At 72.6% G+C, this 26,907-nt stretch carries 22 protein-coding genes; 11 read left to right on the forward strand and 11 right to left on the reverse strand.

Annotated elements, in window-relative coordinates; translation table 11 throughout:
- Nucleotides 1–26 precede the first annotated feature (26 nt).
- Nucleotides 27–875 (reverse strand): M55 family metallopeptidase, encoded by an 849-nt coding sequence (locus ABZ374_RS39560; protein WP_360321324.1) that lies wholly within the window; start codon nucleotides 873–875, stop codon nucleotides 27–29.
- Between the two features lie 256 nt (nucleotides 876–1,131).
- Between ABZ374_RS39560 and ABZ374_RS39565 the strand changes: the two genes are divergently transcribed.
- The 8 genes from ABZ374_RS39565 (at nucleotide 1,132) to ABZ374_RS39600 (ending at nucleotide 11,807) form a co-directional block, all read left to right on the forward strand.
- Nucleotides 1,132–2,601: a serine hydrolase domain-containing protein gene (locus ABZ374_RS39565; RefSeq protein ID WP_360321327.1), complete on the forward strand. Its 1,470-nt coding sequence runs from the start codon at nucleotides 1,132–1,134 to the stop codon at nucleotides 2,599–2,601.
- Nucleotides 2,598–4,175, forward strand: coding sequence for an ABC transporter substrate-binding protein (locus ABZ374_RS39570; RefSeq protein WP_360321330.1), 1,578 nt, complete (start codon nucleotides 2,598–2,600; stop codon nucleotides 4,173–4,175). The genes ABZ374_RS39565 and ABZ374_RS39570 overlap by 4 nt, the downstream gene beginning before the upstream one ends.
- Complete coding sequence (locus ABZ374_RS39575) at nucleotides 4,172–5,161, forward strand: ABC transporter permease (RefSeq protein WP_360321333.1); 990 nt, start codon at nucleotides 4,172–4,174, stop codon at nucleotides 5,159–5,161. The genes ABZ374_RS39570 and ABZ374_RS39575 overlap by 4 nt, the downstream gene beginning before the upstream one ends.
- 2 nt (nucleotides 5,162–5,163) lie before the next feature.
- A complete protein-coding gene (locus tag ABZ374_RS39580; protein ID WP_360321336.1) occupies nucleotides 5,164–7,020 on the forward strand; it encodes a dipeptide/oligopeptide/nickel ABC transporter permease/ATP-binding protein in 1,857 nt (618 codons plus the stop codon).
- Entirely contained in the window at nucleotides 7,017–7,889 is an 873-nt protein-coding gene (locus ABZ374_RS39585; protein ID WP_360321339.1) for an ATP-binding cassette domain-containing protein, read from the forward strand. Before ABZ374_RS39580 ends, ABZ374_RS39585 begins: the two co-directional genes overlap by 4 nt.
- Complete coding sequence (locus ABZ374_RS39590; RefSeq protein WP_360321342.1) at nucleotides 7,886–8,815, forward strand: GNAT family N-acetyltransferase; 930 nt, start codon at nucleotides 7,886–7,888, stop codon at nucleotides 8,813–8,815. Before ABZ374_RS39585 ends, ABZ374_RS39590 begins: the two co-directional genes overlap by 4 nt.
- A 228-nt stretch (nucleotides 8,816–9,043) precedes the next feature.
- Complete coding sequence (locus ABZ374_RS39595; protein WP_360321345.1) at nucleotides 9,044–10,708, forward strand: helix-turn-helix domain-containing protein; 1,665 nt, start codon at nucleotides 9,044–9,046, stop codon at nucleotides 10,706–10,708.
- A 199-nt stretch (nucleotides 10,709–10,907) separates the two neighbouring features.
- Nucleotides 10,908–11,807, forward strand: coding sequence for a hypothetical protein (locus ABZ374_RS39600; protein WP_360321348.1), 900 nt, complete (start codon nucleotides 10,908–10,910; stop codon nucleotides 11,805–11,807).
- A gap of 38 nt (nucleotides 11,808–11,845) precedes the next feature.
- On the opposite strand, the gene ABZ374_RS39605 is transcribed toward ABZ374_RS39600, so the two are convergent.
- The 5 genes from ABZ374_RS39605 to ABZ374_RS39625 all read right to left on the reverse strand — a co-directional run bounded on the left by ABZ374_RS39605 (nucleotide 11,846) and on the right by ABZ374_RS39625 (nucleotide 18,437).
- Nucleotides 11,846–12,484 (reverse strand): AAA family ATPase, encoded by a 639-nt coding sequence (locus ABZ374_RS39605; protein WP_360321351.1) that lies wholly within the window; start codon nucleotides 12,482–12,484, stop codon nucleotides 11,846–11,848.
- 39 nt (nucleotides 12,485–12,523) lie between these two features.
- Nucleotides 12,524–13,720 carry a type III PLP-dependent enzyme gene (locus ABZ374_RS39610; protein WP_360321354.1) on the reverse strand — a complete coding sequence of 399 codons (1,197 nt, stop codon included), beginning with the start codon at nucleotides 13,718–13,720 and terminating at the stop codon, nucleotides 12,524–12,526.
- Nucleotides 13,717–15,441 (reverse strand): IucA/IucC family protein, encoded by a 1,725-nt coding sequence (locus ABZ374_RS39615; protein ID WP_360321357.1) that lies wholly within the window; start codon nucleotides 15,439–15,441, stop codon nucleotides 13,717–13,719. Before ABZ374_RS39615 ends, ABZ374_RS39610 begins: the two co-directional genes overlap by 4 nt.
- 78 nt (nucleotides 15,442–15,519) lie before the next feature.
- On the reverse strand, nucleotides 15,520–17,205 hold the full coding sequence (locus ABZ374_RS39620; protein ID WP_360321414.1) for an IucA/IucC family siderophore biosynthesis protein: 1,686 nt from the start codon (nucleotides 17,203–17,205) through the stop codon (nucleotides 15,520–15,522).
- Between the two features lie 23 nt (nucleotides 17,206–17,228).
- Complete coding sequence (locus tag ABZ374_RS39625; RefSeq protein ID WP_360321360.1) at nucleotides 17,229–18,437, reverse strand: ATP-grasp domain-containing protein; 1,209 nt, start codon at nucleotides 18,435–18,437, stop codon at nucleotides 17,229–17,231.
- Nucleotides 18,438–18,754: 317 nt separating this feature from the next.
- Here ABZ374_RS39625 and ABZ374_RS39630 point away from each other — a divergent pair, with 317 nt between their 5' ends.
- Nucleotides 18,755–19,570, forward strand: coding sequence for a siderophore-interacting protein (locus ABZ374_RS39630; protein ID WP_360321363.1), 816 nt, complete (start codon nucleotides 18,755–18,757; stop codon nucleotides 19,568–19,570).
- 33 nt (nucleotides 19,571–19,603) lie between these two features.
- On the opposite strand, the gene ABZ374_RS39635 is transcribed toward ABZ374_RS39630, so the two are convergent.
- The gene (locus ABZ374_RS39635) at nucleotides 19,604–19,897 is read right to left on the reverse strand and encodes a hypothetical protein (protein ID WP_360321366.1); all 294 of its coding nucleotides are present in this window, start codon (nucleotides 19,895–19,897) and stop codon (nucleotides 19,604–19,606) included.
- A 180-nt stretch (nucleotides 19,898–20,077) separates the two neighbouring features.
- On the opposite strand from ABZ374_RS39635, the gene ABZ374_RS39640 reads away from it, so the two are divergent.
- Nucleotides 20,078–20,365, forward strand: coding sequence for a hypothetical protein (locus ABZ374_RS39640; RefSeq protein WP_360321369.1), 288 nt, complete (start codon nucleotides 20,078–20,080; stop codon nucleotides 20,363–20,365).
- Between the two features lie 88 nt (nucleotides 20,366–20,453).
- The gene (locus ABZ374_RS39645; RefSeq protein WP_360321372.1) at nucleotides 20,454–21,443 is read left to right on the forward strand and encodes a D-2-hydroxyacid dehydrogenase family protein; all 990 of its coding nucleotides are present in this window, start codon (nucleotides 20,454–20,456) and stop codon (nucleotides 21,441–21,443) included.
- A gap of 191 nt (nucleotides 21,444–21,634) precedes the next feature.
- Here the strand turns inward: ABZ374_RS39645 and ABZ374_RS39650 are convergent, their stop codons facing one another.
- From ABZ374_RS39650 to ABZ374_RS39665, 4 genes are all read right to left on the reverse strand, one after another.
- Nucleotides 21,635–22,426: a methyltransferase domain-containing protein gene (locus ABZ374_RS39650; protein ID WP_360321375.1), complete on the reverse strand. Its 792-nt coding sequence runs from the start codon at nucleotides 22,424–22,426 to the stop codon at nucleotides 21,635–21,637.
- A gap of 46 nt (nucleotides 22,427–22,472) precedes the next feature.
- Nucleotides 22,473–23,705, reverse strand: coding sequence for an ABC transporter substrate-binding protein (locus ABZ374_RS39655; RefSeq protein ID WP_360321378.1), 1,233 nt, complete (start codon nucleotides 23,703–23,705; stop codon nucleotides 22,473–22,475).
- 211 nt (nucleotides 23,706–23,916) lie between these two features.
- On the reverse strand, nucleotides 23,917–24,429 hold the full coding sequence (locus ABZ374_RS39660) for a hypothetical protein (RefSeq protein ID WP_360321381.1): 513 nt from the start codon (nucleotides 24,427–24,429) through the stop codon (nucleotides 23,917–23,919).
- Complete coding sequence (locus tag ABZ374_RS39665) at nucleotides 24,426–26,858, reverse strand: nitrate- and nitrite sensing domain-containing protein (RefSeq protein ID WP_360321384.1); 2,433 nt, start codon at nucleotides 26,856–26,858, stop codon at nucleotides 24,426–24,428. The genes ABZ374_RS39660 and ABZ374_RS39665 overlap by 4 nt, the downstream gene beginning before the upstream one ends.
- Nucleotides 26,859–26,907 lie beyond the last annotated feature (49 nt).

A 26,907-nucleotide genomic window follows, 5' to 3' on the forward strand; every position in this document is an offset into this window, starting at 1 on the left:
ACCCCGGGGGGGCCGGTGGTGGTGGCTCAGCGCTTCGCGGACGTGTTGGGCAGGTGGGTGGCCGAGGTGTGCGCGGCCACCGCGTACCAGATGTTGACCAGGTCCATCAGGGCGTTCGGGTCGGGCGCCGCGCACCGCACCGTCAACAGGTCCAGCCGCTCGGCGCCGGGCACCAACGCGGCGAACTCGGCGGCCAGGGGGAGTTGGAAACCCACCTCCAGGACCAGTTCCTCGGGCACCGGCAGCGCGCGCAGCGAGGAGGCGTTCTTGACCGCCAGCGCGGCCTGCTCGCGGATCAGGTCCCGGGCCAGGGAGGGGTGCATGGTGTCCGCCGCAGCCCAGCCCTCGGCCGACTTGACCTGCGCGGTGACCACGCCGGGGAACGCCTCCGCGGCCACCGAACACACGTGGTTGTCGCCGGTGACCAACCCGATCGGCACCCCGTGCTGGGCCGCGAGCAGCGCGATCACCTCGGCCTCGGTGACCTGGCGACCGCCGAGTTTGACCGTGGTGAAGTTGCCGGAGAAGGTGTGCGCGAGCACGCCCGGCTCGCCGGCCGCCGCGTGGTAGCCGACGAACAGCGCCACCGCGTGTTGCGGGCCCAGCCCCTGGGCCATGCACTGGGCCTTGGGGGAGCCGAGGATCATCCGGGCCCGGGGGTCGAGGTCCTCGGCGATCAGGTTGTCCATCGTGCCGTGGCTGTCGTTGATCAGTACGCGGTCCGCGCCCGCCGCGAAGGCGCCCTCGATCGCGGCGTTCGCCTCGCCGGTCATCAGGTGCTGGGCCCGCGGGTAGCCGCTGCCGCCGCGCCAGATCTGGTCCAGCGTGGCGATGCCCGCCACACCTTCCATGTCGATCGAGATGTACACGTCCATCGGTCACTCCCGCTTCGTCGCGTTGCCCGTGCCGGTCCGGTTCGCGCGCGTCCTGCGGGAAACCGGTGCGGGCGGTGCGCGGACCGTCGGCGGCCTCTGCCGAGGATTCCGGGAAGCGGTACCGCTCGGCGTCGGTGATTCGGACAGGTTCGGGGGCGGTTCTTCGTCCCGGACGACGATTCACGCCATTCGGGCGCTGCCTACCGTGATCGTCCTCTGCGGCACTCGCCGCCGCTTTCCGAGGAGGTATCCCACGATGGGACGATCCGAGGTGTCCGGGCCGGTCGCCCGGACGCTGCCGACGCCGGAGTATCTAGCGACCCGAATCGGTGAGCTGGCCGAGCGTGGCAACATCCCCGGCGCCAGCGTCGCGGTACGGATGGGCGACGAGACGGTGACCGCCGCCACGGGTGTGCTCGACGTGGAGATCGGCTACCCCGCGACCCCCGACTCGATCTTCCAGATCGGATCGATCACCAAGGTCTGGACGGCGACGCTGATCATGCAGCTCGTCGACGAGGGCGTGCTCGACCTGGACGCCCCCGTGCGGACCTACCTGCCCGAGTTCCGGCTCGTCGACGAGGCCGCCGCCCAGGTGGTGACGCCCCGTCAGCTCCTGTGCCACACCGCCGGTTTCGAGGGCGACCTGTTCGACGACCACGGCCCCGGCGACGACGCGGTGGCCAAAATGGTCGCGGGACTGGCCGACGACGCGGGCCAACTCTTTCCGCCCGGCGAGATGTTCTCCTACTGCAACAGCGGCTTCGTCGTGCTCGGCCGGATCGTCGAGGTACTCACCGGGCAGACCTGGGAGGCCACCCTGCGTGAGCGGATCGCGATCCCGCTGGGGCTGACCCGGGTGGCCACCAACGCCAACGAGGCGCTCCTGCACCGGGTGGCGATCGGGCACGGTGCGGGGCCGGACGGGGTCCCGGTCAAGGTGCCGGCCTGGGAGGGGCCGCGGTCCAACGCGCCGGCCGGCTCGACGCTGACCACCACCGCGACCGACCTGGTCGCCTTCGCCGCCGCGCACGTCGCCCGGGGACTGTTGCCGGACGGCACGCGCCTGTTGTCCGAGGCGTCCGCGCTGGCGATGCGCGAGCCGCAGGTGCACGCGCCCGACATCGGCGCGGTGGGCACCGTGTGGGGGCTGGGCTGGAACCTCTTCGACTGGGTCGGCGGCCCGGTGATCGGCCACGACGGCGGTGCCATCGGGCAGAGTGCGATCCTGCGGGTGGCCCCCGAGAGCGGCGTCTCGATCGCGATCCTGACCAACGGCGGTGACCTGGGGGTGATGTACGACCTGGTCCGCGACGTGTTCGCGGCCAGTGCCGACGTGGTGGTCCCGGAACCCGTCGCGCCGCCGGTCGACCCGCCGGTGGTGGACTCGCGCTTCTTCGTCGGCCGCTACGCCTCGCAGGCGATGGTCTACGACGTGGTCGAGTCCGAGGAGGGACTCGAGGTCACCATGCGGGCGATCGGTGTCGCCGCCGAGATGGCCGGCGGCGACCACGCCAAGACCGGCAGGCTCGCGGTTCGCGACGCCCGCACCCTGATCGAGGTCGAGCCGCAGGGCGGGCGACACACCCAGTACGCCTTCCTCGGCGACGGCGACCGCGCCGACTTCCTGCACATGACCCGCGCGCTCCCTCGGGTCACGGCCGGCGAATCGGGCACCGGCAACGGGCCGCAGGTCGCCGAGTGTCCCCCCGGAGGCGAGCGATGAGATGCCCCCCGCGCGCCGCCGCCACCGTGTTCGCACTGGGTCTGCTCGTCGCCGGCTGCGGAGGGGCCGCCACCGACAGCGGTGCCGGCGGTGCCGACACGGTCACCATCGCGATCCCGGGCGACCCCGGCAACATGAACCCGCTGACCACGCTGACCTCGTCCGCGGTGACGATGAACCGCTTCACCTACGACTCGTTGATCAAGGTCGACCCGGTGGACGGGCGGATCGTCCCCAGCGTCGCGGAGAAGTGGACCACCGACGCGTCCTCGGCGACCTTCACGATCAGGCGTGACGTGAAGTGCGACAACGGTGTCGCACTGACCGCGTCCGACATCGCGGCCCAGTACGCGTACATCGTCGACCCGGCGAACAAGTCCCCCCTGAACGGCCTGATGGTGCCCCCCGGCGTGGTCGCCACCGCCGACGACGCGACCAACACCCTGACCCTGAAGGCCACGAACCCCAGCCCCTTCCTGGTCCGCGGCTCGGCGATGTTGCCCCTGGTGTGCCCCACCGGGCTGCGTGCGTCGCAGGGGCTCGACCACGCCTCCGACGGCACCGGCCCGTATCGACTGACCGAGGTGGCCGCGGGCGATCACTTCACCTTCACCAAACGGCCCGGCTACGCCTGGGGGCCGGACGGCATCGGCAACGATCACACGCCGGAGCGGGTGGTCTTCAAGGTCATCGGCAACGAGTCCACCAGGGCCAATCTCCTGCTCGGCGGCCAACTCGACATCACGCCCGTCTCGGGCAGCGACCGTTCCCGCCTGCTCGCGGCCGGGGTGAAGTATCAGGAAACGCGGGACCCGCTCGGGATGTTGACCTTCAACGAGGCCGCCGGTCGAGTCACCGCCGATCCGCAGGTGCGGCTGGCGCTGATCTCGGCGCTGAACCTCAAGCAGATCGGCGCGGTGGCCACCGGCGGCAAGGGTGTGGCGCCGCTGCGGCTGGGCGTCACGATGGGCCCGCCGTGTACGGAGGACGCGATCACCGGCAACATTCCCCCGTACGACCGGGCCAGGGCCGCCGAGACGTTGCGCGCGGCCGGCTGGAAGAAGGTCGGCGGCCAGTGGAGCAAGGACGGCAGGCAACTGTCGGTCTCGCTGGTCAATCCCGGCAACACCTACGGAACCCAGATCGTCGCCGCGGTCGAGTTGATGGCCCAACAGTGGACCGACTTCGGGGTCAAGGTCAGCCTTCGACCGACCACCCCCTCGACCAACGCCACCGTCCTGTTCAGCGGCGCGTGGGAGGTCGCGTGGGCGCCGTTCTCGGTGACCACGCCCGACCAGGCCGTGCCGTTCCTGGGCGGTCCTCCGCCGCCCGAGGGCCTGAACTTCGGTTCGCTCGACAACCCCGAGTACAAGCGGCTCATGGCCCTTGCGATGGCCAAGCCCGACACCTCCGGCTGCCCAGAATGGACGGCAGCGGAGTCCGAGTTGATCAAACGTGTCGATGTGGTGACCTTTATGGACTCGATGACCCTGTTCTTTACCCGGGGCTTTACCTTCCAAGTCGACGGTAGTGGCCCGATTCCCACCACTTTGCACAAGGTCGGTGGCCGATGAGCACCGCAGCTATCGGCGGCCGGGTGATCGACTTCCGGCTCGGCCCCTGGGCCTCCTTCCTGGTGCGCCGCACCGGGCGCCTGTTGGTCTCGCTCGCCGCTCTGATCACCGCAGCCTTCGCGATGATCCACTTCGTCCCCGGCGACCCGGTCCGCGGTGCCCTGGGGCTCAACGCCACGCCCGAGGCGGTCGCCGCCCGCAAGGAACAACTGGGCCTGGACGAATCGCTGATCTCCCAGTACCGGCACTTCCTGAGTGGGCTCTTCCACGGCGATCTGGGCGAATCGATCACCGCCCGGGTCCCGGTGTCCCAGATGATCGGCGACCGACTGCCGGCCACCATGGAGATCGCGATCTACGCGTTCGTCCTGGTGATGCTGGTGGCCGTCCCGCTGGGCATGGCGATGGCCGTGTGGACCCGCAACGGTCGGCGCCGGCGCGGCGAACTGGCCTTCGCCTCCTCGACCGGGGCGATCGTGGCCATCCCGGAATTCCTCCTCGCCGTCGGCCTCGCCTCGGTGTTCGGCGTCTCCCTCGGCTGGTTCCCGGTGGCGCTGCGCGAAGGCCCCGACTCCTACGTACTGCCCGTGCTCGCCCTCGCCGTCACCCCGATCGCCGCACTGTCGCGAATCGTTCGGGTCGAGGCGCTGCGCGTGTTCGAGACCGACTACATGCGCACCGCCCGGGCCAAGCGCCTGCCGGGCCGACTGGTCTACCTGCGGCACGCGTTGCCCAACCTGCTGACCTCCTCGCTCACCCTCGGCGGCCTGCTGCTCAGCGGCCTGCTGGCGGGCACCGTGCTGATCGAGAACGTCTTCGCCTGGCCCGGCCTGGGCATGACCATCGTCCAGGCGATCCTGCAGAAGGACTATCCGCTCGTCCAGGGCATCGTCCTGGTCTACGGAGCCACCGCCCTCACGATCAACTTCATGGTCGACCTCGCCGTCGCCGCCGCCGATCCCCAGTCCACGATTCGCGGGAGCTGACGATGTCCCAGACCCCAAGACTCCGCCTCGCCCTGCGCACCCCCCTGGGGATCGCCGCGGCCGCCGCGAGCACGATCATCGTCCTGACCGCGATCTTCGGACCGATGTTGCTCGGCGACACGGCCGACCGCATCGACACCGACGCGATCGGCCGACACAGCGGCACCGAGCACCTGTTCGGTACCGACGCGCTCGGTCGCGACATCGCCGCCCGGGTGGTGGTGGCGACCCGGCTCACGCTGGAACTCACCCTGTTCGCCACGCTCATCGCGGTCGTCGGCGGCCTGGTCCTGGGCGTGCTGCCGGCGGTCCTCGGCCGCCGCGCCGGTCGCCTGATCACCGCGACGGTCAACCTGCTCGTCGCCTTCCCCGGCCTGCTGTTCGTGCTCTTCCTCGCCGTCATCTTCGGCGTCGGCACCTTCTCCGCCGCCTTCGCCATCGGCCTGGGCGCGGCACCCAGCACCGCCCGACTCGTGCAGAACCTGACCGCCTCCATCGCCGGCACCGACTACGTGGCCGCGGCCCGGATCCTGGGCGTCAACCGCTTCCGGATCATCGTGCGGCACATCCTGCCCAACATCGCCGAACCCGTCGCGCTGTTCGTCTCCACCACCGCCGCCGGCATCCTGGTCGCCTTCTCCGGCCTGTCCTTCCTCGGGCTGGGCGTGCAACCGCCCGACTACGACTGGGGGCGCCTGCTCAACGAACAACTCGACCGGGTCATGGTCGACCCGATGTCGGCGGTCGGCCCCGGCGCCGCGATCGTGCTCACCGGTATCACCTTCGGCCTGATCGGCGAGGTCGTCGCCAAGGCGAACGCCGGTCGCACCGCGCCGCAGCCCGAGATCGCGACGGCCGAAACGAGCGCCATGACGCCCGCCGAGGAGAGCGCGTCCGGCCTGCTGCACATCGACCACCTCCAGGTCCGCTTCCCCGGCCACACCGCGGTGCACGACGTGTGCCTGACCGTCGACGAGGGCGAAGCGGTGGGCATCGTCGGCGAATCCGGCTCGGGCAAGAGCCTGACCGCGCTCGCCGCGGCCGGACTCGTCCCGCACCCCGGCCGGGTCAGCTCCCGGACCATGCGCTTCGGCGACCGGGACCTGAACAAGCAGGCGCCCAAGGGCACTTCGATGGCCATGGTCTTCCAGGACCCGATGGCCTCGCTCAACCCCGCACTCACCGTCGGCCGGCAACTCGCCGAAGTGGCCGAGGTGCACCACAACGCCGGACGCGCGGCGGCCGTCTCCCGCGCCGTCTCCCGGCTGGGCGCGGTCGGCATTATCAACCCCGAACTGCGGGTCCGCAAGCGCCCGCACGAGTTCTCCGGCGGCATGCGCCAGCGCGTGATGATCGCCATGGGCCTGATGGGCGAACCCCGCCTGATCATCGCCGACGAGCCCACCACCGCCCTGGACGTGACCGTCCAGGCCCAGGTGTTGGCCCTGCTCCGGGACGTGCGCACCGAATCCGGTGCCGCGCTGCTGCTCATCTCGCACGACATCGCCGTCGTCTCCCAGGTGTGCGACCGCGTCGTGGTCATGTACGCGGGCCGGATCGTGGAGGAACTCCCGGTCGGAGACCTCGCCGACGGCGTCGCCCACCCGTACTCGGCCGCGCTGATCGGCGCGGTGCCCAGCATGACCACCGACCGGGACACCCCGCTGGCGACCATCCCCGGCCGCCCGCCCGAGCCCGGCGAGCAGAGCGTCGGCTGCCCGTTCGCGCCCCGCTGCGCCCGCGCCACCGACCGTTGCCGCACCGAGGAGCCGGTGCTGGAGCAGATCCGCCCGGGCCGACGCGTCGCGTGCTGGGACCCGATCACCACCGCCACACACGAACTGGAGGAGGCACGATGAAAGCCGTGAGCACGGCGGATCCCTCCGCCGCCGAAGCCGCCTCGGGCCCCGCCGGAAGCACCACGTCCGGCTCGCTCGAACTGCGCAACATCACCGTGCGCTACGGACGGGGTCGCAACGCCTCGACCGCCGTGGACGACGTCTCCCTGGACGTGCCCGCGGGCAGCGTGGTCGGCCTGGTCGGCGGTTCCGGATCGGGCAAGTCCACGCTGGGCCGGGCCGCGGTCGGGCTGGTCTCGATCGACTCGGGACAGGTCCTGGTGGACGGCGTCGACCAGGGCCGCAAGCCCGGGCGTCGGCCGATCCAACTGGTCTTCCAGGACCCGTTCGCGTCGCTGAACCCGCGGCTGACCATCGGCGGTTCGGTCGCCGAGGCGCTGCCGCGCGCCGACCGGGCGACCCGGGCGACCGAGGTGGCCCGCTACCTCGACCTGGTCGGCATCGACCCGGGTGTCAGCACCCGCCTGCCGCACGCGCTCTCCGGCGGCCAGCGCCAACGGGTCGCGCTGGCCCGCGCGCTGGCCGCCCGGCCCGCCGTGCTGGTCGCCGACGAGGTCACCTCCGCACTGGACGTCTCGGTACAGGGCGCGGTGCTCAACCTGATCCGCGACCTGCAACGCGAGCTCGGCTTCGCGATGTTGTTCATCTCGCACAACCTGGCCGTGGTGCGCTATCTGGCGGACCGGATCGCGGTGATGGACCGGGGCGTCCTGGTCGAGTGCGGCCCGGCCGCACAGGTGTTGGAGAACCCGGAACACGACTACACCCGGGCCCTGTTGTCCGGTGTACCCACGATCGGCGAGCCGCTGCCCGAGCGGGCGGCGGTCGAGCCCGCGACCGAAGCGGAGACGGAGGCAACGGCCCGATGACGCCGACACCGGCGGGAGCGCGTACCGGCGGCGACCTGCACCGCGCCGACCGCGAACCCGAGCCCGATTCCGGTGCACTTCGCGAGCGCGCGGTCGAGGCGGCCGACCGCGCGGCTCGCCTGGCCCGGATCGAGATCCGTGAGCTGCACACCCTGGGCGAGATGGCCGACGCGTGCGAGTTGTTCCAACACGTCTGGCAGCCCGAGCCGACCAACCCGATGATCAGCCCCGAACTGATGACCGTGGTCGCCCACTCGGGCGGCTACGTGGTGGGCACCTACGAGGGCGACCGGCTGATCGGCGCGTGTGTGGGCCTGCTCTCCACCGAGGGCTTGCACTCGCACATCGCCGGCGTCGACGAACGCTCGCGCGGACGCGACGTGGGCTACGCGCTCAAGGTCTACCAGCGCGCCTGGTGCCTGGAGCGCGCCATCACCCGGGTCACCTGGACCTTCGACCCCCTGGTCGGCCGCAACGCCTACTTCAACCTGGCCAAGCTCGGCGCCCTCCCGGCCGAGTACCTGGCCGACTTCTACGGGCCGATGTCCGACGCCATCAACGGGGACGACTTCTCCGACCGGCTGTTGGCCCGCTGGGACCTGACCGCCGACCGGGTCGCGCTGGCCTGTGCCGGGGTGGCGCAACCGGTCGACACCGAGGACCTGGCCGGAGAGGTGGTCATCGGCCTGGACGCGGGCCCCGACGGGCGGCCGATCCGGGGCCGCACCGACGGGGACGTGGTGCTGGTCGCGGTACCTCGGGACATCGAGGCGCTGCGGCGGGCCCACCCGTCGGCGGCGCGGGGGTGGCGGCTGGCGGTGCGCGAGGTGCTGGGTGAGCTGATGAGCCAGGGTCGGCAGGTGCGCGGCTTCGGCCGGGACGGGCGGTACGTGCTCGATCGCGGACCGGACGGGTATCGACCGTAAGAGTCGACATCGTGCGGAGTGAGACGGTTTCACCCCCGCATATCCGACTCAAGATCGTTTAGACTCCGCCCACGGGCCGGCCATCGAGGACATGGGCGGCCCCTGGGCCGGACAGGCTCGACGGGGGACCTGTGTCGACGGATTGGAACCCCGTGTCATGAACGTGCCGAGCAGCCGGCGAATACACCCAGGGGGCAGCATTCCCACGCACACCCCGGTGGTCAGCCGATGACCACGAGTCCGCGCGCGGTCCTCGGGCGCATCATCGACGACCTCGGCTCGACCCTGTTCGCGGTGGCGGCCGGCACGCCGGATCCCGACCGCGAGGTCACCGGCGTGCTCATCCACGATCCGCACGACGAACCCGCGCACCTGCCGGGTGCGGTGGTCCTGGGCGTCGCCGTCTACGGATCCGCCGCGATCGCCGCCCTGGTGCACCGCGCCGCCGGGCTGGGTGCACCGGCCATCGTGGTGCGCGGCCCGATCGTGGTGGACGCCGAGATCGAGGCGGCCGTCGCGAGCACCGGCATGGTGATCCTGGCGCTCACCCCCGGTGCGTCCTGGTCGCAGGTCACCACCATGCTGCGGGCCCTGCTCGCGGTGGACGAGGTGGGCACCGCGCAAAGTGGCGAAACCCTCGACGGCGCACCGGCCGGCGACCTGTTCGCGCTGGTCAACGCGATCGCCGCGCTGCTGGACGGACCGGTCACCGTGGAGGACCGCAGCGGCCGGGTGCTGGCCTTCTCCAGCCGCCAGGACGAGGCGGACGAACCCCGGATCGCCACCATCCTGGACCGCCAGGTGCCCGCGGAGATGTTGCGCATCCTGGAGGAGCGCGGCGCCTTCCACGCGCTGTACCGCAGCGAGGGACCGCTCTATCTGGCCGGCGTCTCCGACCTGCCCAGGGTGGCCATCGCGGTCCGGGCCGGGGACGAGATCCTGGGCTCGATCTGGGTCGTGGTGCACGAGCCGCTGTCCGAGGAGTTGGCCCGCTCGCTGACCGAGGCGGCCAAGGTGGTCGCGCTGCACCTGCTGCGGCGCCGGGCCGGCGCGGACGTGGAACGCCGACTGCGTACCGATCTGCTCGCCACCGTGCTCGAAGGCGGCCCGGCGGCGGTGGACGCGGCCGGCCGACTGGGCCTGGCCCATCAGCCCGCGTGTGTCCTCGCCCTCGCCGTGGTCGGCGACTCGGCACCGGCGGAGCGCAGCGCCGAGGAACACCGAATCGTCGACGCGCTGGCCCTGCACCTGGCGGCGGTCCATCCGCGTACCGCCACCGCCCGACTGGGCGGCTTCACCTACGCGATCCTGCCCACCGAGTCGGACGCTCGGGCGGTCCGGCTCGCCGAGGAGTTCCTGGCCCGGATCGGCGGCCGGATCGACGCGGTCGTGGGCATCGGCCGGGTGGCCGCCCGCGAGGTGGACCTGCCCTCCTCCCGCGCCGACGCGGACCGCGCGCTGCGGGTGCTGCGTTCGGGCCGCTCGTCGTTGCGGGTGGCCCGGTTGTGCGACGTGTACGTGTCCTCGCTGCTGGTCGACGTCGCCGACCGGGTCGCCGCCACCGACGACGCGCCGGCCGGACCGGTCACCCGGCTGCGCGCCTACGACGCCGAACACGACACGCACCTCACCGAGACCCTCGCCGCGTGGCTGGACACCTTCGGCGACGTCACCGCGGCGGCGGCGGCCGTGCACGTGCACCCGAACACGTTCCGTTATCGACTGCGCCGGTTGTCCGAGGTGGGCGCGATCGACCTCGCCGACGGGGACGCCCGCTTCGACGCGATGTTCCAACTCCGCCTGCACGGCGTGCATCCGGGCCGCGGCTCCGCCCGGGCCGCGGCCACCGGACGGATCACCGCCCCGCCGACGCTGCGCGGGCCGGTGGTGTAGGAGGACGTCGTGTTCACTCGGTGCGGCGGTCGCGCCCGAGTGCCATCCGGGCGGCGCGCCGAACGGGCAGGCGGCGGCCGGCACCAACCACGGGGCACCCGTGCGCTCGGGCCTCGGCCGGCCGGGGCCGCTCGGTCGAGGGGTTGCCGCCGGTGGCCGCCGGGCAGCGTGTCGGCAGGAGAAGGAAGAGGAGGCCGCGGTGTCCGGGACCGAGGATACGGAACGCGAAGGCGAGTCGGCGCAGGTCGACGGCCGGGCGATGACCCGGTTCGACGACATCTACGACCGGCCGGACCCACGGGCCTTCTTCCGGGCGCTCGGATCGTTCGAGTACCAGACGCCGCATCACGCCCAGCGGATCTTCCGCCACATGCTCACGACCTGGACCGGCAACGGCAACGGCAGCCCGGGGCCGGGCACCGTGCTCGACATCTGCTGTTCGTACGGGATCAACGCGGCGCTGCTCAATCACGACGTGACGCTGGCCGACCTCTACGACCGGTACGGGTCCGCCTCCATCGCCGCGCTGGACACCGCCGAGCTGATCGAGGCCGACCGGGCCTGGTACGCGGCCCGGCGCCGGGCGGACGCGGTGCGCGTGGTCGGTCTCGACGTGGCCGCGAACGCGGTGTCCTACGCCCGGGCGGTCGGCCTCCTCGACGCGGGGTTCGCCGAGAACCTGGAGGTGGCACCGCCCTCGTCGGCCCTGCTCGCCGCCACCCGATCGACCCGGCTGATCACCGTCACCGGCGGCGCCAGCTTCCTGTCCCCGCGGTCCTTCCGACCGTTCCTGACCGACGCCGCGGAACCCGTGTGGGTGGCCGCGTTCGTCCTGCGCACGGGGTCCTACCAGGCCATCGCCGACGGCCTGAGCGCGCTCGGCCTGGTCACCGAGAAGGTCGGCCCGCACACCTTCCCGCAGCGCCGCTTCACCGGCGAGCAGGAACAGCGCTACGCCGTCGAGGCGGTGCTCGCCGAGGCCGAGGATCCCCGCGGCAAGGAGAGCGCCGGCTACTTCCACACCGCCCTGCACCTGTCCCGCCCACCCCAGGACACCACAACCTTCCCACTCGCCGCCCTGCTGCCGGCGCCGGACTGACCGGCGCCCGGCGGGCCTTTACCGCCTTCCGACCCGGGTCAGAAGATCCGGATCTGTCGGATGCCGACCCCGGCCCGGCGCAGCCGGCCGCGCAGCGGGCCGTCGGTGTTCGGGGCCAGGGTCAGCCCGACCGAGGCGGCGATCCGCTCGGCCGCCCCGGCGACGTCGATGCGCTCGGTGTCGATGTGCTCGGCGAACTCCGGGGCCGCCAGTTTCTCCAGGCACACATCGAGTCGGGAGACCGCGAAGCTCTCCCGACGCGGCGGCGCTTCCTTGCCGAGTACCATCCGGATCGCCTGCCCGAGGCCGCGTTCGTTCAGCCGCCGCAGGATCGTCTCCCGCTCGGCGAACAGCGTGAAGTGCCGTACGTCGTGCCCGCGTTCCCGCAGACGTTCGATCGTCTCGCGGAAGTGGTCCGGCTCGATCATCGTCATCGGCGCGATCACCGGGCCGGATCGCCCTCGTCCGGTCAGCACCAGATCCAGTACCTCGAACACGCCCTGTCGCCAGGCGACCAGATCCTTGAAGTCGCCGCGCAGCGCCGGCGGCAACATCCGGTGCAGGCCGTAGCCGACCTCCTCCGGATCGCAGATCACACTGCCGGGCAACCGCCGGGACAACTCGTGTGCGGTCTGGGATTTGCCGACGCCGAAGGGGCCGTTGATCCATAAAAGCATGTATCGAGCCTACGAGTTCGCCGCCGCTTCCGGCGGCGATCACAGGTAGTGGAAGGTCGGGTGCGGGTGCATCAGGAAATCGTGGTGGGAGATGTTCCAGGCGTAGGCGCCGGTCAGGGCGAAGACCACGCGGTCGCCGACGCGAAGCCGGGCGACCGGGCGGTGGCGGGCGAACACGTCCTTGGGGGTGCAGAGTTGGCCGGTCAGGGTGAGTTCGGTGTCGTGCACCTCCGGGCGCGGCCACGGATAGGGCCAGGGGATCGTGCTCGGCACGATCGTGCACGGTTGGTCGTGGCCCTTGGCCGCGGGGGTGCGCAGGTGGTGGGTCCCGCCGCGCAGGACGGCGAACGTGCGGCCGTGACTGTGCTTGAGGTCCAGCACCTCGGTGGCGTACCAACCGCAGTACGCGGTCAGCGCCCGACCCGGCTCGATCCGCACGGTGAGGTCGGGGTGGTCGGCGACCAGGCGCGCCAGGCCGGCGCCGAAGCGGGTCCAGTCGAAGCGGGCGGCCGGATCCGCGTAGTCGACCGCCATTCCGCCGCCGATGTTCACCTCGGACAGCGCGATCCGGTGGCGTGCCGCGACGTCCCGCGTCCAGGTCAGGACGCGTTCGGCGACGGTGAGCGCGGTGTCCGCGTCCAGGCCGCTGGCCGGATGCGTGTGGATGCCGCGAAGGCGCGCCCGACCCGCGTCCGGCCCGGCGAGCAGCCGCAGACAGTCCTCGACCTCGGCCGGATCCATGCCGAACGGGCCGGAGCCGCCGCCCATGGTCAGGGCCGCGCCCCGGAGCAGGTCCGGCCCGAGCGGCAGGTTGACCCGCAGCAGCACGTCGACGTCGCGCTCGGGCCGGAACCGGGCGGCCAGTGCGACGAGTTGGTGCAGCTCGTGGCGGCTCTCCACATGGAAGCGCCCGACTCCCGCGCGCAGCGCGGCGATCAGCTCGTCCACCGTCTTGCCGGGGCCGCCGAAGGCCACCGGCACGGCGGGCTGCCGGGCGAGCACATGCGCGAGTTCGCCGCCCGAGGAGACCTCGTAGCCGCTCACCTCGGCGGCGAGCGCGGCCAGGATCTCCGGTGCGGGATTGGCCTTGACCGCGTAGTACAACTCGACCCGGGCGGGCAGCGCGGCGCGCACGGCCGCCACGTGCGCCCGCAGCGCGCCGAGGTCGTGGATGTAGGCGGGGAGTTCGGCGGTGGCCAGGTGCGTCACCCGGGTCCGTACGGCGGGGGTGATCATCGCGTGCTCCGGGCGGGTGTGCGGCGGACCCCGTCGGGGATCGACGCGGCCAGTGGTGAGGGGATCCGCAGGTACCGCGCCTCGCGGTCGGCCCGCCGTTCCCAGCGGGCCAGCAGGTTGCCCTTGGCGGGCAGCGGGGCGCCGGCCAGCAGCGCCCGCAGCGGCGGTGGTTCGCCGTGCTCGGCCGAACAACGCGCCAGCACCGCGCGTACCCGCGCCCACAGCCGGGCCTCCAACCGCGGATGCAGGTCGGTCAGCGCGGCGAGCATCTCGGCGACGTTGTTGACCAGCAGGCAGTAGGCCACCCGGTCCCAGCCGCGCCGGGCGGTGTAGGTCATGGGTTCGGCGACCGAGGGCGGCAGCGCGGCCAGGGTGGCGGCGTGCGGTCCGGGCAGCAGCTTGGTGCCCTCCATGTCCCGGATCAGCACCTGGCGGGGCCGGCCCGCGGCGTCGACCGCGAGCAGCACGTTCTGCAGGTGCGGCTCCAACACCACGCCGTGCGCGAAGTAGGCGGCCAGCACCGGCGGGACCAACAACCGCAGGTAGTCGTCCCACCAGCGCAGCGCCGCGTCCGGTCCGGTGCCGGGCGGCAGCCGGGACACGTGGGCGGACCCGGTGGCGTATTCGGCGGCCACCGCGGCGGCCAACAGCGCCGTGTGGCCCGGCCGCAGCCGCGTGTCCAGGCCGTCCCGGACGATCACCCCGAACCCTTCGAGCAGGTCGGGCGCCACTGCCGCCGACACACTGCGATATGCGGGCTCGCCGAGCATCGCGAAGTCCGGGTGGCGTGCCGCCGATCGAGCCAGGATCGGGGCCAGCGCACGGGTCAGTGCGACCGCCCCGGACAACTCGTAGGCCGCGTTGCGGCGCACGCAGTTGGTGATCCGCACATTCAGACCGAACTTGAGGAACATGCCCGCGCCGGCGAGGGTGCGCACCGACGCGGTGGCGGCGAACGGGGCGCCGCCCGGGCCCAGGTCGAGTATGTCGCCCGCGGCCAATGCGGCGCGCAGACGGGGGTGTTCGGCGAGCAGGTCGAACTGCCACGGGTGTGCGGGCAGCAGGGTGTATCCGGCCGGGACCGGGCCGAGTCGATCCAGGACCGCGGTGTCGGCGGCGGCGAGCCGCTCCTGGGCGATCAGTTCGCTGCGCACCGCCAGGTGCCGCAGGCGGAACGTGGCCCGGGCCTCGGGCGCGTAGGCCGGCCACGTCGCCCGGTCGGCCCCGCGTGCCTTGGGCGTGGGATGGAAGCGGTGCCCGAACAGCAGGGCCTGTTCCGACTCCAGGTAGCGCGAGGCGGGCCGGACGACGGGTCGGGCCAGCCCTGCGGCCACGCCGGCTCGGCTGGACGCCACCTGGCCGAGGAACTCGTCGTTGTCCACGCCGGTTTGTCGACCCAGTTCGGTGTGGATGCGCCGGGCCAGCTCGGACCAGGTCAGCACCCGCCAGGCGGAGCCGCGCAGTTCGGCCACCGGGCCGATGAACCGGTGGTCGCCCAGCAGCGAGGTGCGCCGCAACCGCACGCGCAGCCAGGTACCCGAACGAACCAGGTGCAGCCGGAGATGGCCGGCGTCGCCGGGCTCCACGAAGCTGTGTCCCGCCGGGCCGCATACCTCCCGGTGCAGACAGTTGAGCAGGGTGTGCGCGACGACGTCGTCGGCCGAGGGTGGTGCGGGTGGGACGGCGGAGACGGTTCGGGATGCGGCCGACGAGAGCGGCATGGGCGACTCCAGCGGTTCGAGGGGCGGCGGGGCGTGCGGGGGTGCAGGCCAGGGGTCGGCGGCGGGCGTGTCGGCGTGCTAGCCGCGTCTCGCGTGCCGGTGCAGGTAGTTCGGGCCGGTCGTGTAGTGCTTGTTGATGTCCGCCGCGCCCGAGCGCTGCTTGCTGAGCAGGGTGCCGGCGGTGATCATCGCCTTGACCGGCAGTCGGTCCCCGAGCAGCACCCGTCGGCGCAATTCCGGTTCCGCGAACTCGTCCAGCCGGTCGTGCACCAGGTGCAGCAGCCGGTCGCGTTCCGGCGCCGGCAGGGCGAAGGCGATGGCGCCGGCGCACAGATGCACGGTGATCGTGACGAACACGTCGGCGAGCGCGCCCTCGTCCGTGCTGTAGGTGCGCGGGTCGTCGAACCCGTCGTGCGGCAGCGGACAGCGGGCCGGATACACCCTGGGGCCGTCGTTGTCCTTGAACAGCAGGCGGACCGGACGGTCCCGGGCGAACACCAGGGAGACGTTCTGCGGATGTGATTCGAGCGCGATCCCGTACCGGTACAGGGTGGTCTGCCAGTCCAGGAGCAGCGTGAGGTAGGCGTCGAGCAGCGCGAACCGGTCACCGCCATGGAAGCGGTCCGCGACCCGGTCCAGCACCCGTACACCGTCCGGCCCCCTCGCGAGCAGCGCGGCGAGCGGCAGGACGAGGGCGTCCTCCAGGCCGGGCGGATGGCGGCGCACCAAAGCGGCCAGCAGCTCGTGCCCGGCGTGCAGGTGGGTCTGCTCGTCGGCGAGCAACACCCGTTCCCGGAACCGCGGTTCCTGGTTCAGTACCTCGCCCAGGAGGCGCTGCCCGGCGGCGCCGTCGACCAGCGTGCCGGGCTTGATAGTGCGCCGATTGCGCAGCCCGAGGGTGGCGATCGGCAGCGGGAGCTTGAGATGCACGGCGGGGTCGTGCCGCACCGCGACGGTACGCATCGACAGGGTCGGCCGCACGTCCAGGTGCTCCCGGTCGGTCCGCACGGCCGGCGCCGGGAGTCGGTCGAACGTCAACGGGTGCACGGGCAGCGCGAGATGATCGCCCATCAGGTCGGGTCGGCCGAGTTCCGCGGCGGTCGGCCACCAGTCCGGCAGCGTCCCGGTGCGGGTGGTCGCCTCGTGCGGCAGCAGCGCCCAGCGCAGCCGCAGGCTCGGATGGTGCTCGGGCGCGTATCGACGCAGCGCCGCGGCGGGCAACCCGGAACGGGCCCGTGCGGTCGGGTAGAGCGGATGGTCCACGTGCGCCGCCAGCGTGTCCAGCGCCGGACCCGCGCCCAGGCCGGTCCACGTGCTCGGGTCGGGGCCGTGCCGATCGGCAAGCCCGGCCCGCACGGCGGAACCGGTGCGCGCGAGCAACCCGCCCGCGCGGGCCGCCTGCCGGCACTCCTCGGCGAAGTCGGCGAAGCCGGACCGGTCCTGCGGATCGGCGGCCTCGCGCAATACCGCGAGCAGGTGGTCGGTGTCGGTCACCCGGGTGCCGTCGTGTTCGCCCACCAGGAGCGGCGTCCGGGCCGCGTACTCGCATTGGAACCCGTCGACCCGGACCGGCAACAACCACGCGTGCGTGCCGCCCGGCACGGTCAACCGCAACCAGGTGCCGTCCGGTCGGGACAGCGGTACCGCCGTGCTCCGCAGGCCCAGTACGTCCTCGCGCAGCACGGTGTCCAGCACCCGACACAGCAGTTCGTCCTCGAACCGGGTGGCCGGCGGGGGTGAGGGGGTGCGGTGGACCCGGGATATGGGCGGGTCGTCGGCGTGCCGGGTCACGGCGTGATGCTCCACTGCCGGCCGGTCAGGAACGCCTCGGCCGCGCGGTGCACGGCGGCCCGATCGGCTCCGACGGTACGCAGCACCCCGAGATAGTCCCGGTTGGAATGGTGCAGTTCGTGCCGTTCGCCGATCGTGCGCAACGGGTGGTAGTCGATCCGGACGCCGCCGTCCAGGACCGCGTCCTCGTGCCCGGGGGCACCGGTGAGCACCCCGGCCCGGTCGGCGCACGGGTAGTCGAGCCGGGCATGCCGCCCCGACCGGGCGCCCGGGTCGGCGGGCAGGTCGACCCCGAGATGCACGCCCAGGATCTGCTCGAACAGCGGGATGCCGAGCACGTCCGCGAGCAGCAGGTCGCACCGGTCGCCGATCGCACGGTAGTTGACCTCGATGAGTCGCGGCCGCCCGTCCTGGACCACGAATTCCGTGTGACAGGCCCCGAATCCCACGCCGAGCGCGTCGAGTTGGGCGAGCACCGCAGCGGTGATCGCGGGCGGCGGGTCGGGCACCAGGTCCAGGCGCGTCTCGATGAAGTACGGCGGCGGCGAGATCCGGGTGTGGAAGCCGCCCACCACCCGCACGCCGTGCCGGTCGCCGAGGGTCTCCAGGGTGTACAACTCGCCCGGCAGGTATTCCTCGACGAGCAGCGCGGCCGCCGGTCGGCGGGACCGGATCTCGGCGCAACGTGCCAGGAGTTCGGTGTCGTCGGCGACCAGCACCACGTCCTCGCCCGCGACCCCCTCGCGCGGTTTGAGCACGCACGGATACGGCGGTGCGAGGGCGAGCAGGTCCGTCGCCCGCTGCTCGGGCGCCAGTTCGGCGGCCCACACGGTGTCCGCGCCGGTATCGGCGAGCCGGCGGCGGGTCTGTGCCTTGTTCTTGGCCCGCAGCGCGGCCGTCCAGTCCTTGCCGGGCAGGCCGAACCAATGCGCCGCGAGGGCCGCTTGCACCTGGAGGTGGTCGCTGTTGGTGAACACCGCGTCCGGCCGATCCGCGGCGCCGACGCGATCGATCACCGCGCGGAAGTCGCGTACGTCACAGTCCAGCACCTCGACCCGGGGGAGCGCGGCGCACAGTTCGCGGTGGGCTCCCGCGTGGGCGGGGTCGGCGAGCAGGGTGACGTCGAGCCCGAGGCGGCCGGCGGCGGGGAGGAATCCCTCGGTCACCGAATCGGTGGGATTGAGCGCGAGCAGGTACAGCCGCATGCGTGATCGGTCCCTCTCGGACACGTCGACCCGGGCACGGCGAACCGGACCATCGACCCGGAGCGTCGATCCGGATTCTCGGCCCGGACCCGAGACAACTTAGGGTAGGCATACTTACCGGCCAAATCCGGTCCACCCCAGGGCTGTTCGGGTCGCTACCGGCGCGTCGACGGTGCGCACGGCGAGCGTTGGGTTAGGTTAACCTAACTTCGACATCGTCTCGGGTCGGCCGAGGTCGACCGTGTCCGAGAGGGCGAGCTCCAATCTCCACCGAACGTGAACGCCGCGCGCAGCTCTACCGGCCCTTCCGACTCACCGTGGTCCGGAACACGCCGATCACCCGCAATGCCACCCGGATCACCCTCACCGGCCCGAGGCTGGCGGACTTCGTCCCGGGCGGCCCCGATCAACGGGTCAAGCTCTTCGTCCCGCGCGAGGGTCGGCCGGCGTCCCGGATCACCCGGACCGACCTGAGCTGGCGCGAAGCCTGGACCTCGATCCCCGAGGCGGATCGGCCCTACCAGCGCACCTACACCGTGCGCGCACACCGGTCCGACCCGGTCGAGATCGACATCGACTTCGCGCTGCACACGCCCGGCGGCCCCGCCTGCCGCTGGGCCCGCGCGGCGCGTACCGGCGATGCCATCGAACTGCTCGGGCCGACCGCCGAGCGCAACGGCGGCTACAGCTTCGAGCCGCCTGCGGGCCGCCGACTGTTGTTGGCCGGCGACCATGCGGCGCTGCCCGCGATCGGGTCCATCGTCGAGTCGCTGCCCGCCGACGCCCGCGGGCACGTCTTCGTCGAGGTGGGCTCGGCCGCGGACCGCCAACACCTGGCGGCGCCGCCCGGGGTGCGGGTCGACTGGGTGCATCGCGGCGACGCGCCGTTCGCGGAGAACCGGCTGCTGGACGCGATCCGGGACGCCCACGTGCCGGTCGAGCGCGGCTATGCCTGGCTGGCCGGTGAGGCGAGTCGGGTACGGGCGCTGCGCCGGCATCTCAAGGACGAGCGCGGCATGGACCACCGCTCGATCGCCTTCATGGGCTACTGGCGGGTCGGCCATACCGAGGAGACCGCACACCGCGAACCGACCGCCGCCGAATCCGCGCAACCGGTGTCGCTCGCCCGCTGACCCGCCACGCGCCCGCCGACCACAACCCGCGGCTCAGCGGGCGCGCGAGGATCCGGTGCGCTCGGCGCGCATCCGGCGGGCGATGACCCGGAGATCGATCCAGGCGATCACGGCGGTCGCCGCGCACACGATCGCGGCCACGATCCACAGCGTGCGTACGCCGTGCGTGACATCCGCGGTGGCCGCCAACGCGCACAGTGCACAGCCGATCACGAAGAACGGCAGCGCGATGGTGGACATCACTCGGCGCGCGGCGAGGTCGCTGCGCGGATGGGCCGCCTCGCTGCCGGGCGGGCGCCTGGCCGGAGCGCGATGTCGGGCACTCATATCCTTCGCATACCCGACTATCCCCCGTATACCCGGGTCGGGGAGCGGTGCCCGGACCCTGTTTCGCGGCGTTTGCACGGGTCGGTGCCCGGGAGGACGCTGGAAGGGTACGCGACCGGGTCCCCACGAGTGCCCCAGGCGAGCGCCGAGCGCGGTCCGTACCGGGATCAGGTGAGATCGATGCGCATGCTCCTCCAGGCACGTATGGATACCGAGGCCGGCAACAAGGCGATCAAGGACGGGTCGTTGCCGACGATCATCAAGGGCGTCGTCGAGCATGTCCATCCCGAGGCCGCCTACTTCACCGCCTTCGAGGGCGACCGGACCTGCGTGCTCGTGTTCGACATGCAGGACTCGTCGCAACTGCCGAGCATCGCCGAGCCGTTCTTCGAACTCGGCGCCAAGGTCACCTTCAAGCCGGTGATGAACCTCGACGACCTGCAAAAGGGCCTGGCCGCGCTGGGTTGATCCGCGCCGGGTCGACGCGGCGCGGATCAACGCCGAGTCGGCCGCGCCGGCCCGATCGCCCGGTAGGGTCGACCCACGGTCCGACCGGGTGATCCGCACTCCGGCGATCGCCGGATTCGGGGGCTCACACGTGTTTCGGATCGCGGTCATCGACGACTATCAGGGGCCGGGCGCCGCACTCGACTGCTGGCGGAAGTTGCCGGCGGACACCGAGGTCGCGTTCTTTCCCGACCACGTGCGCGACATCGAGGCACTTGTCGAGCGACTGGCGCCGTTCGACGCGGTGATCGCGATGCGCGAACGCACCCCGTTCCCGGCCGACCTGCTCGCCCGACTGCCCGCGCTCCGGCTGCTGATCACCACGGGTATGAACAACGCCGCGATCGACATCGCGGCGGCCCGGGCGTGCGGCGTCACGGTGTGCGGCACCCGCATGCAGTCGCATCCGGCCGCCGAGCTGACCTGGGCGCTGATCCTCGAACTGGCCCGGCGTACCGGCGCGGAGGACGCCAACCTGCGCGCCGGCGGCTGGCAACACGGCGTCGGTCTGGACCTCGCCGGATCCACCCTGGGCCTGATCGGTCTCGGCAGGCTGGGCACCCGGGTGGCCACGATCGGTGCGGCGTTCGGGATGCGGGTGCTGGCCTGGAGCCAAAACCTCACCGCCGAGCAGGCCGCGGCGGTCGGCGTCACCGCGGTCGACAAGGAAGTGTTGTTCCGCGAGGCCGACTTCGTCTCGATCCACGTGCGGCACAGCGAGCGCACCACCTCGCTGGTGGGCGCGCCCGAGCTGGCCCTGATGCGCCCCACCGCCTACCTGGTCAACACCTCGCGGGCGCCGATCGTGGACGGCCCCGCCCTGCTCGCCGCGTTGCACGAGGGCCGGATCGCCGGTGCCGCCCTGGACGTCTACCCGGTGGAGCCGATCCCCGCCGACGACCCGATCCTGGCCGCCCCCAATACCGTCCTCACGCCACACATCGGCTACACCACCCAGGGCAACTACACCCTCGCCTACACCGACGCGGTCGAGGACGTCACCGCGTTCCTGGCGGGCGATCCGGTGCGCGAGCTGTAGGCGGCGGGGCCGTACCCGAGGGCTGCGCCGGTCCCGCGCGCCCGCGCTCGGCGAGCGGTATCCGGGCGGGGGCCGGAACCACCTCGACGGGGACACGTGCGCGTACGAGCGGCCCGACGGGCCGCGTGCGGCGTCGGTCGACCCGGTCCTCGGTCGCCCCGACCACGAGGCGACCGAGGACCGCGGGTGGGTCAGCGGGCGTCGGGTCGGGTGCCGATCGTGGAGATCAGCCGCCAGCCGGTGGTGACCAGATCCGGGTGGGCGGCAACCTCCTGGAAGCGGTCCAGCAGGTCCTCGTCGATGCCCAGCTCGACGAGCTGCGCCCGGAGCTGGCGGGCGTTGCACGCGTACAGGCGGTGGGCGAGGCCGGGCCCGGCGCAGTCCGCGTCGGTGCGGGTCACCCGTACGTCGACCAGGCCCGCCTCGACGAACGCGTCCTTGGTCGCCGCCGCCCACTCCAGGTCGGCGCCCCGGCCGCGCAGGACGGCCAGGATGCCCGCGACGACCTCGGTGAACACCTTCTCGTCGGTGGGGTCGGCGCAGGCCAGCACGCGCGGCGGCTCGGGGCAGTACCAGTCCTCGATCACCAGGACGCCGCCGGGCTCCAGCACGTCGACCAGGCGCGGCAGGATCGCCCGGCGCTCGGGTATGTGCAGCAGCACCAGCCGCCCGTGGATGCCCCGGTAGGGCCGGCGCGGCAGCTCGTCGGTGCGCAGGTCCAGCGGGAAGGTGCGGATCGGTGCGCCGTCGGCGGGCGCGGCGACCGCCCGCGCGTCGAGGTCGGTGGCGTGCACGACGCCGGTCGGGCCGATCCGGCGGGACAACTCGCGGGCGATGCTGCCCAGGCCGTGCCCGATCTCCAGCCACTCCTGGCCGGTCGGGTCGTCGAGCGAGTCCAGCACCATGCGGGTGCTGGGATCGAGCAGGTCCTGGAGGGTTTCCAGTTGGAAGGTGATGTCGTCGGCTTCGGCGAACGCGTACAAGAGCGACTCCTCGCTGGGATGGACGATGTCGAACGGCGCGGCCGGATCAACCGCCGAGGACGGCGAGTTGCTCGACCGCCACGTTGGCCCGCTTGGGCCCGTCGTTGCGCACCTCGAACCGGTACCACTGCTGGACCGGCGAGTGGGTGGCCGGGTTGAGCTGCATCACCCCGCGTGGACTGTCGATCTGTCCGACGTTGCCCAGCGCGGCGTTCACCGCCTCGGGGGTGAGCTTCTTCTTGTCGGCGCGGACCGCGGCGATCGCGGTGTCCAGCGAGCGGGCGATGTCCCATGCGGCGACCGCGTAGATGGTCGGGCTCCGCTCCGGGTGACGCTGCTGCCAGGCGGCCACGAAGGCCCGGTTCGCCGGGTTGTCCAGGTCCGCGCCGTAGGTGGCGAACGTGGTGATGCCCGCCGCGGCGTCGGCCTGGGCGTCGAGTTGGCGGCCCTCGGTCAACGGCCCGCTGCCGTACAGCGGGAGCTTGGCGGCTTCGGAGGTCTTGTACTGCTTGACGAAGTCGACCGCCGCGGTACCCGCGTAGAACGCGTAGACGGCCTTGGCGCCGCTCTGCGCGATCTTGTTCAGGTAGGGCAGGAAGTTCTGGGTGGCGGGGAACGGGGTGAAGGTGGTCTTCCCCTCCGGGTTGGCCAGGGTGCCGCCGGCCTTGGTGAACGACTCGGTGAAGCCCTTGAGTTGGTCCCAACCGCCCTGGTAGTCCGGGCCGATCGCGTAGACCGGGCCGTTGACGTGTTCCTTGACCCAGGGCCCGGCGGCGGCGCCGGCCTCGTAGGACTGGGTGTTGAACGACCAGACGTGCGCGGTGAGTTTGGGATCCGGGAACTCGGGCCGGCCGGCGACACCCATCAGCGCCGTGTTGTTGGCGGCGGCGATCGGCAACACGCCGGCCACGCTGCCACCGCTGACGATGCCGGTGATGGCCAACACGTTCTGCTGCTTGACCAGTTCGGTCGCGGCGGGGACGGCGGTCGGCGGACCGGCGCCCTCGTCGCGCACCACGATGTCCGCCTTGAGGCCGCCCAGCTTGCCGCCGTGCGTGTCGCGGTACAGCTCCAGGCCCGCGCGGGTGTCCTCGCCCACCGCGGCGTACGGGCCGCTCGCGGGGGTGAGCAGGCCGATCTTGGCGACGGCGTCGGATCCCTTGCCCTTGTCGTCGCCGGCCGCACTGCCCGAGCACGCCGACACCACCAGGAGTAGACCGGTGGCGATGGCCAGGGGGGTGCGGGTGCTTCGGATCCGTCTACGGGTGCTGCTGCGCATGTCCGTCTCTCTCTCGGCAGGTTCGGCGATACGGGGTACGAACTCCGGATGGGGACTGCCGGCTCGGTCGCGCGACGACGCGGAACGTGTCTCGGGGCGCGCGGGAGCCGGGGCGGATGCGCCGGGGCGGCCGGTGGGCCGGGCGCGCGAATACTCCGGACGACCGGGGCGGATGGCCGGGTCGTCCGGGACGGGACAGCCGGGTATGGGATCAGAAGACCCGGCTGGGGGCCGGCATGCGGGCGGGTTGCGGCTGCAGACCGCGACCGCGTGCGAGCGGCGTCAAGGACGGGCCGACGCGCTCCATCAGCGCGTGCATGGCCCGGATCAGGTTGCCGACGTCGGCGTTCCAGGTGGTCGCCACGATCAGCGCCGAGGGGTGCACCTGTCCGTCCGGGCCCGGGCTGGTGTTGCCCATCGTGAGCAACAGACCGTGCTCGGCCTGCGACATCAGCACACTGACCGGCCCCAGGCCCATCAGGTCGGCGCTGTAGTCCTGCATCAGCAGGGCACCGGGCGCACTCGACGCGATCTTCTCCGCGTTCGCGATCCACGCCGTCTGCGATGCCTCGTCGGCGCGGATGCGACCGGGCAGCGCGGCCTGGGCGACCAGCAGCGAGTCACCGCTGGCGGCCACCGCGTGCAGGACGTCGGGGGCGTGGTCGTGCACGAACTGGCGCATGAAGTCGTCGAGCACGCTCTGGTCGACGGCGGGCTCGGTCATGGGGATTCCTTGGGGGTCCGGGTGAAGGGCAGATCGCGGGCGCCGCGCCCGAACGAGGCGGCGGCGGCGCTGGCCTGCGCGATGTCACGGGTGGGTGGGGCGGTACGACGGAACTGGGCCGCTTGTGCCGTCCGGCGCTCGCGGCGGGGGAGGCCCTGCGCGGTCAACTCGGGCGCGTAGTCGGCGGGCAGCGGGCCGCCGGTGATCGTGCCGGTGGCGCCGGGATCCGCGCCGTCGGGGTACGCATCGTTGCCGTTGGCGGCCGGGCCGTCGGTGCCGGCGCCGATCGGGCCACTGCCGTTCCTGGCCACGCCGTTCGCGCCGACGCCGTTCAGGCCGGACCCGAGGGCGATCGGCCGGGCCAGGCCGGCCGGTGCGGCGAGCGGCCGGGAGACCTGCTCCACCCGGCGGCGGTGCCGGCCCACCGAGGCGATGATCGTGTGCGGGAGCACGATCTCGACCACCGTTCCGCCTTCCTCGCCCGCCTGTAGCTCGACCTGGATCTCCAGCGGGCGGGCCTGGAGCGCGACCACGGTCAGGCCGGTCTGGCGCAGCGAGGGCAACGCGTCCACGTCGGCGCGCAACCGGCGATTGAGCAACTCCGGGTCGCGATGGCCCACGCCTCGGTCCTGCACCCGCACCAACACGCCCGCCTCGGTGCGTTCGGCGGTGATCTGCACCTCGTGCCGGCCGGAGAAGCGGGCCGCGTTGTCGACGATCTCGCCGAGGATCTGGGTCACCGCGCCGACCGTGTCGCCGGCGAGCGTGACCGACGTGGGGATGCCCTTGAAGGCGATGTCGGGCAGTCGCTCGTAGTTGGTCACCCGCTGGGCGCCGGCGCGAATCACCTCGTAGAGCGGGGTGTCCGGCCACAACCGGTTCGGCGGCTGGCCGCTGAGCACCGCGATCGAGTCGGCGAGCCGCTTGGTGCCCTCGTTGCCGTGGTCCACCTCGAACACGGTACCGAGCTGATCCACCGTCAGGTTGGAGGCCTGGAGCCGGTCCAGGGCGCTGCTGACCCGGCTGGTCTGCACCCGGATCCGCCGGGCGACGTCGCCGAGGGCGTCGTTGTACTCGCGCTGGGCCAGCACCAGCGACGCGCTGTGTTCCACGGTGCTGTAGGCGAGTTGGGTCAGCGCGCGGGCCAGATCGGCGATCTCGTCGGCGCCACGCTCGCGGTCCGGCTGCGGGCCGAGCATCTTGAGCGCGTACGCCCGACCGCTCTCGTGCGGGGCCAGCGCGTCGCGGCGGCGCAGGTCGGCCTCGACGGCGGGCAGCGTCTCCTGGGTCATCACGGTGACCCGCTCGGCCAGGGTCTGCAGTCGGCGGTGCAGCAGTCGGCCGAGCCAGGCGGCGGCCGCGGCGGCGGCGAGCACCGCGCCGATCAGCACCGCGCCCTGGACACCGGCCAGCCACCACCGGTCGTCGGTCAGCTCGGCCACCTCGTGGGCGACGTCGGCGTCGGCCCGTTGCTCCACCGACCACAGCCGGTCGGCGCGTTCGGCCAGCGCCGCACGCCAGACGTCGGCCTCCGGGGTGTCGCGGCCGAGCGCGTCCTCGGTCTGCGCGACCCGGATCATCTCGGGTCCGGCCAGTGCCCGGGCGAGCCGGTCGCGCCAGGCGCCGGGCGCGGTCACCGCGAAGGACTCCAGGGCCTGATCGTGTGCGGCGCGGGCGGTGGAGGCCGCCTTGAGCACCGGGCCGCCCAGCGGACCGGCACCCAACGAGCGCAACACGGTGACCTGTTGCTGACCCAGCGCGGCCCGGGCCTGGGCCAGCGCGGTGATCGCGCGCAGCCGCCCGGCGGTGCCGGTGGACACGCCCGGATCGAGCGCGACCCGGGCGCGCAGGTCCACGGTGGTGCCGATCCAGGCCCAGTAGCGCACGGCCGCCGCGGAGGTGGCCACGCCCCGCTGGTCGACCTGGGTGCGCAGGCCGGGCAGGCCGCGCAGCGCGGTGTCCACGGCGGCCAGGGCGTCGCGTTCGCCGGTGGAGTCGGGCTCCAGGCCGCGTCGGCGATCCTGGTAGCGGCGTACGGCGGCCTCGCTCGCGTCGATCGCGGTGCGGTAGTCGGCGCTGGTGATCGGACCGGCGCCGCGCGAGAGCAGGGTCACCGCGGCGGCGCTCTCCGCCTGAAGTCGGCGACCCACCTCGCCGGCGTCGGCCGAGACGCCGACCAGATCGTGTGCGTGGTCGGCGGCCTGGGCCTGTTCGACCAGCACCAGGATCGCGGATCCGGCGAAGAAGACCATGCCCGCGGAGGGCACCACGACCATCAAGGTGATCAGGCCGCGGACGCGCGGACGGACCCGGGCGGCGAGCCGGGTCCGCAACGGGCGGCGCGGGGCGGGGGGCGCGCCCGTGGGGCCGGTGGTCGGGCCGGCGTCGATGGGGCCGGTGTGCTGCGAGCGGGAGGGACGTATCTTCATCCGCGTTCGCTCCCGGGACCGGGCCGGCGGGGCCGGGCGCACCCGAACG

Origin of the sequence: Embleya sp. NPDC005971, assembly GCF_040629175.1 — a bacterium.
GTDB lineage: Bacteria > Actinomycetota > Actinomycetes > Streptomycetales > Streptomycetaceae > Embleya.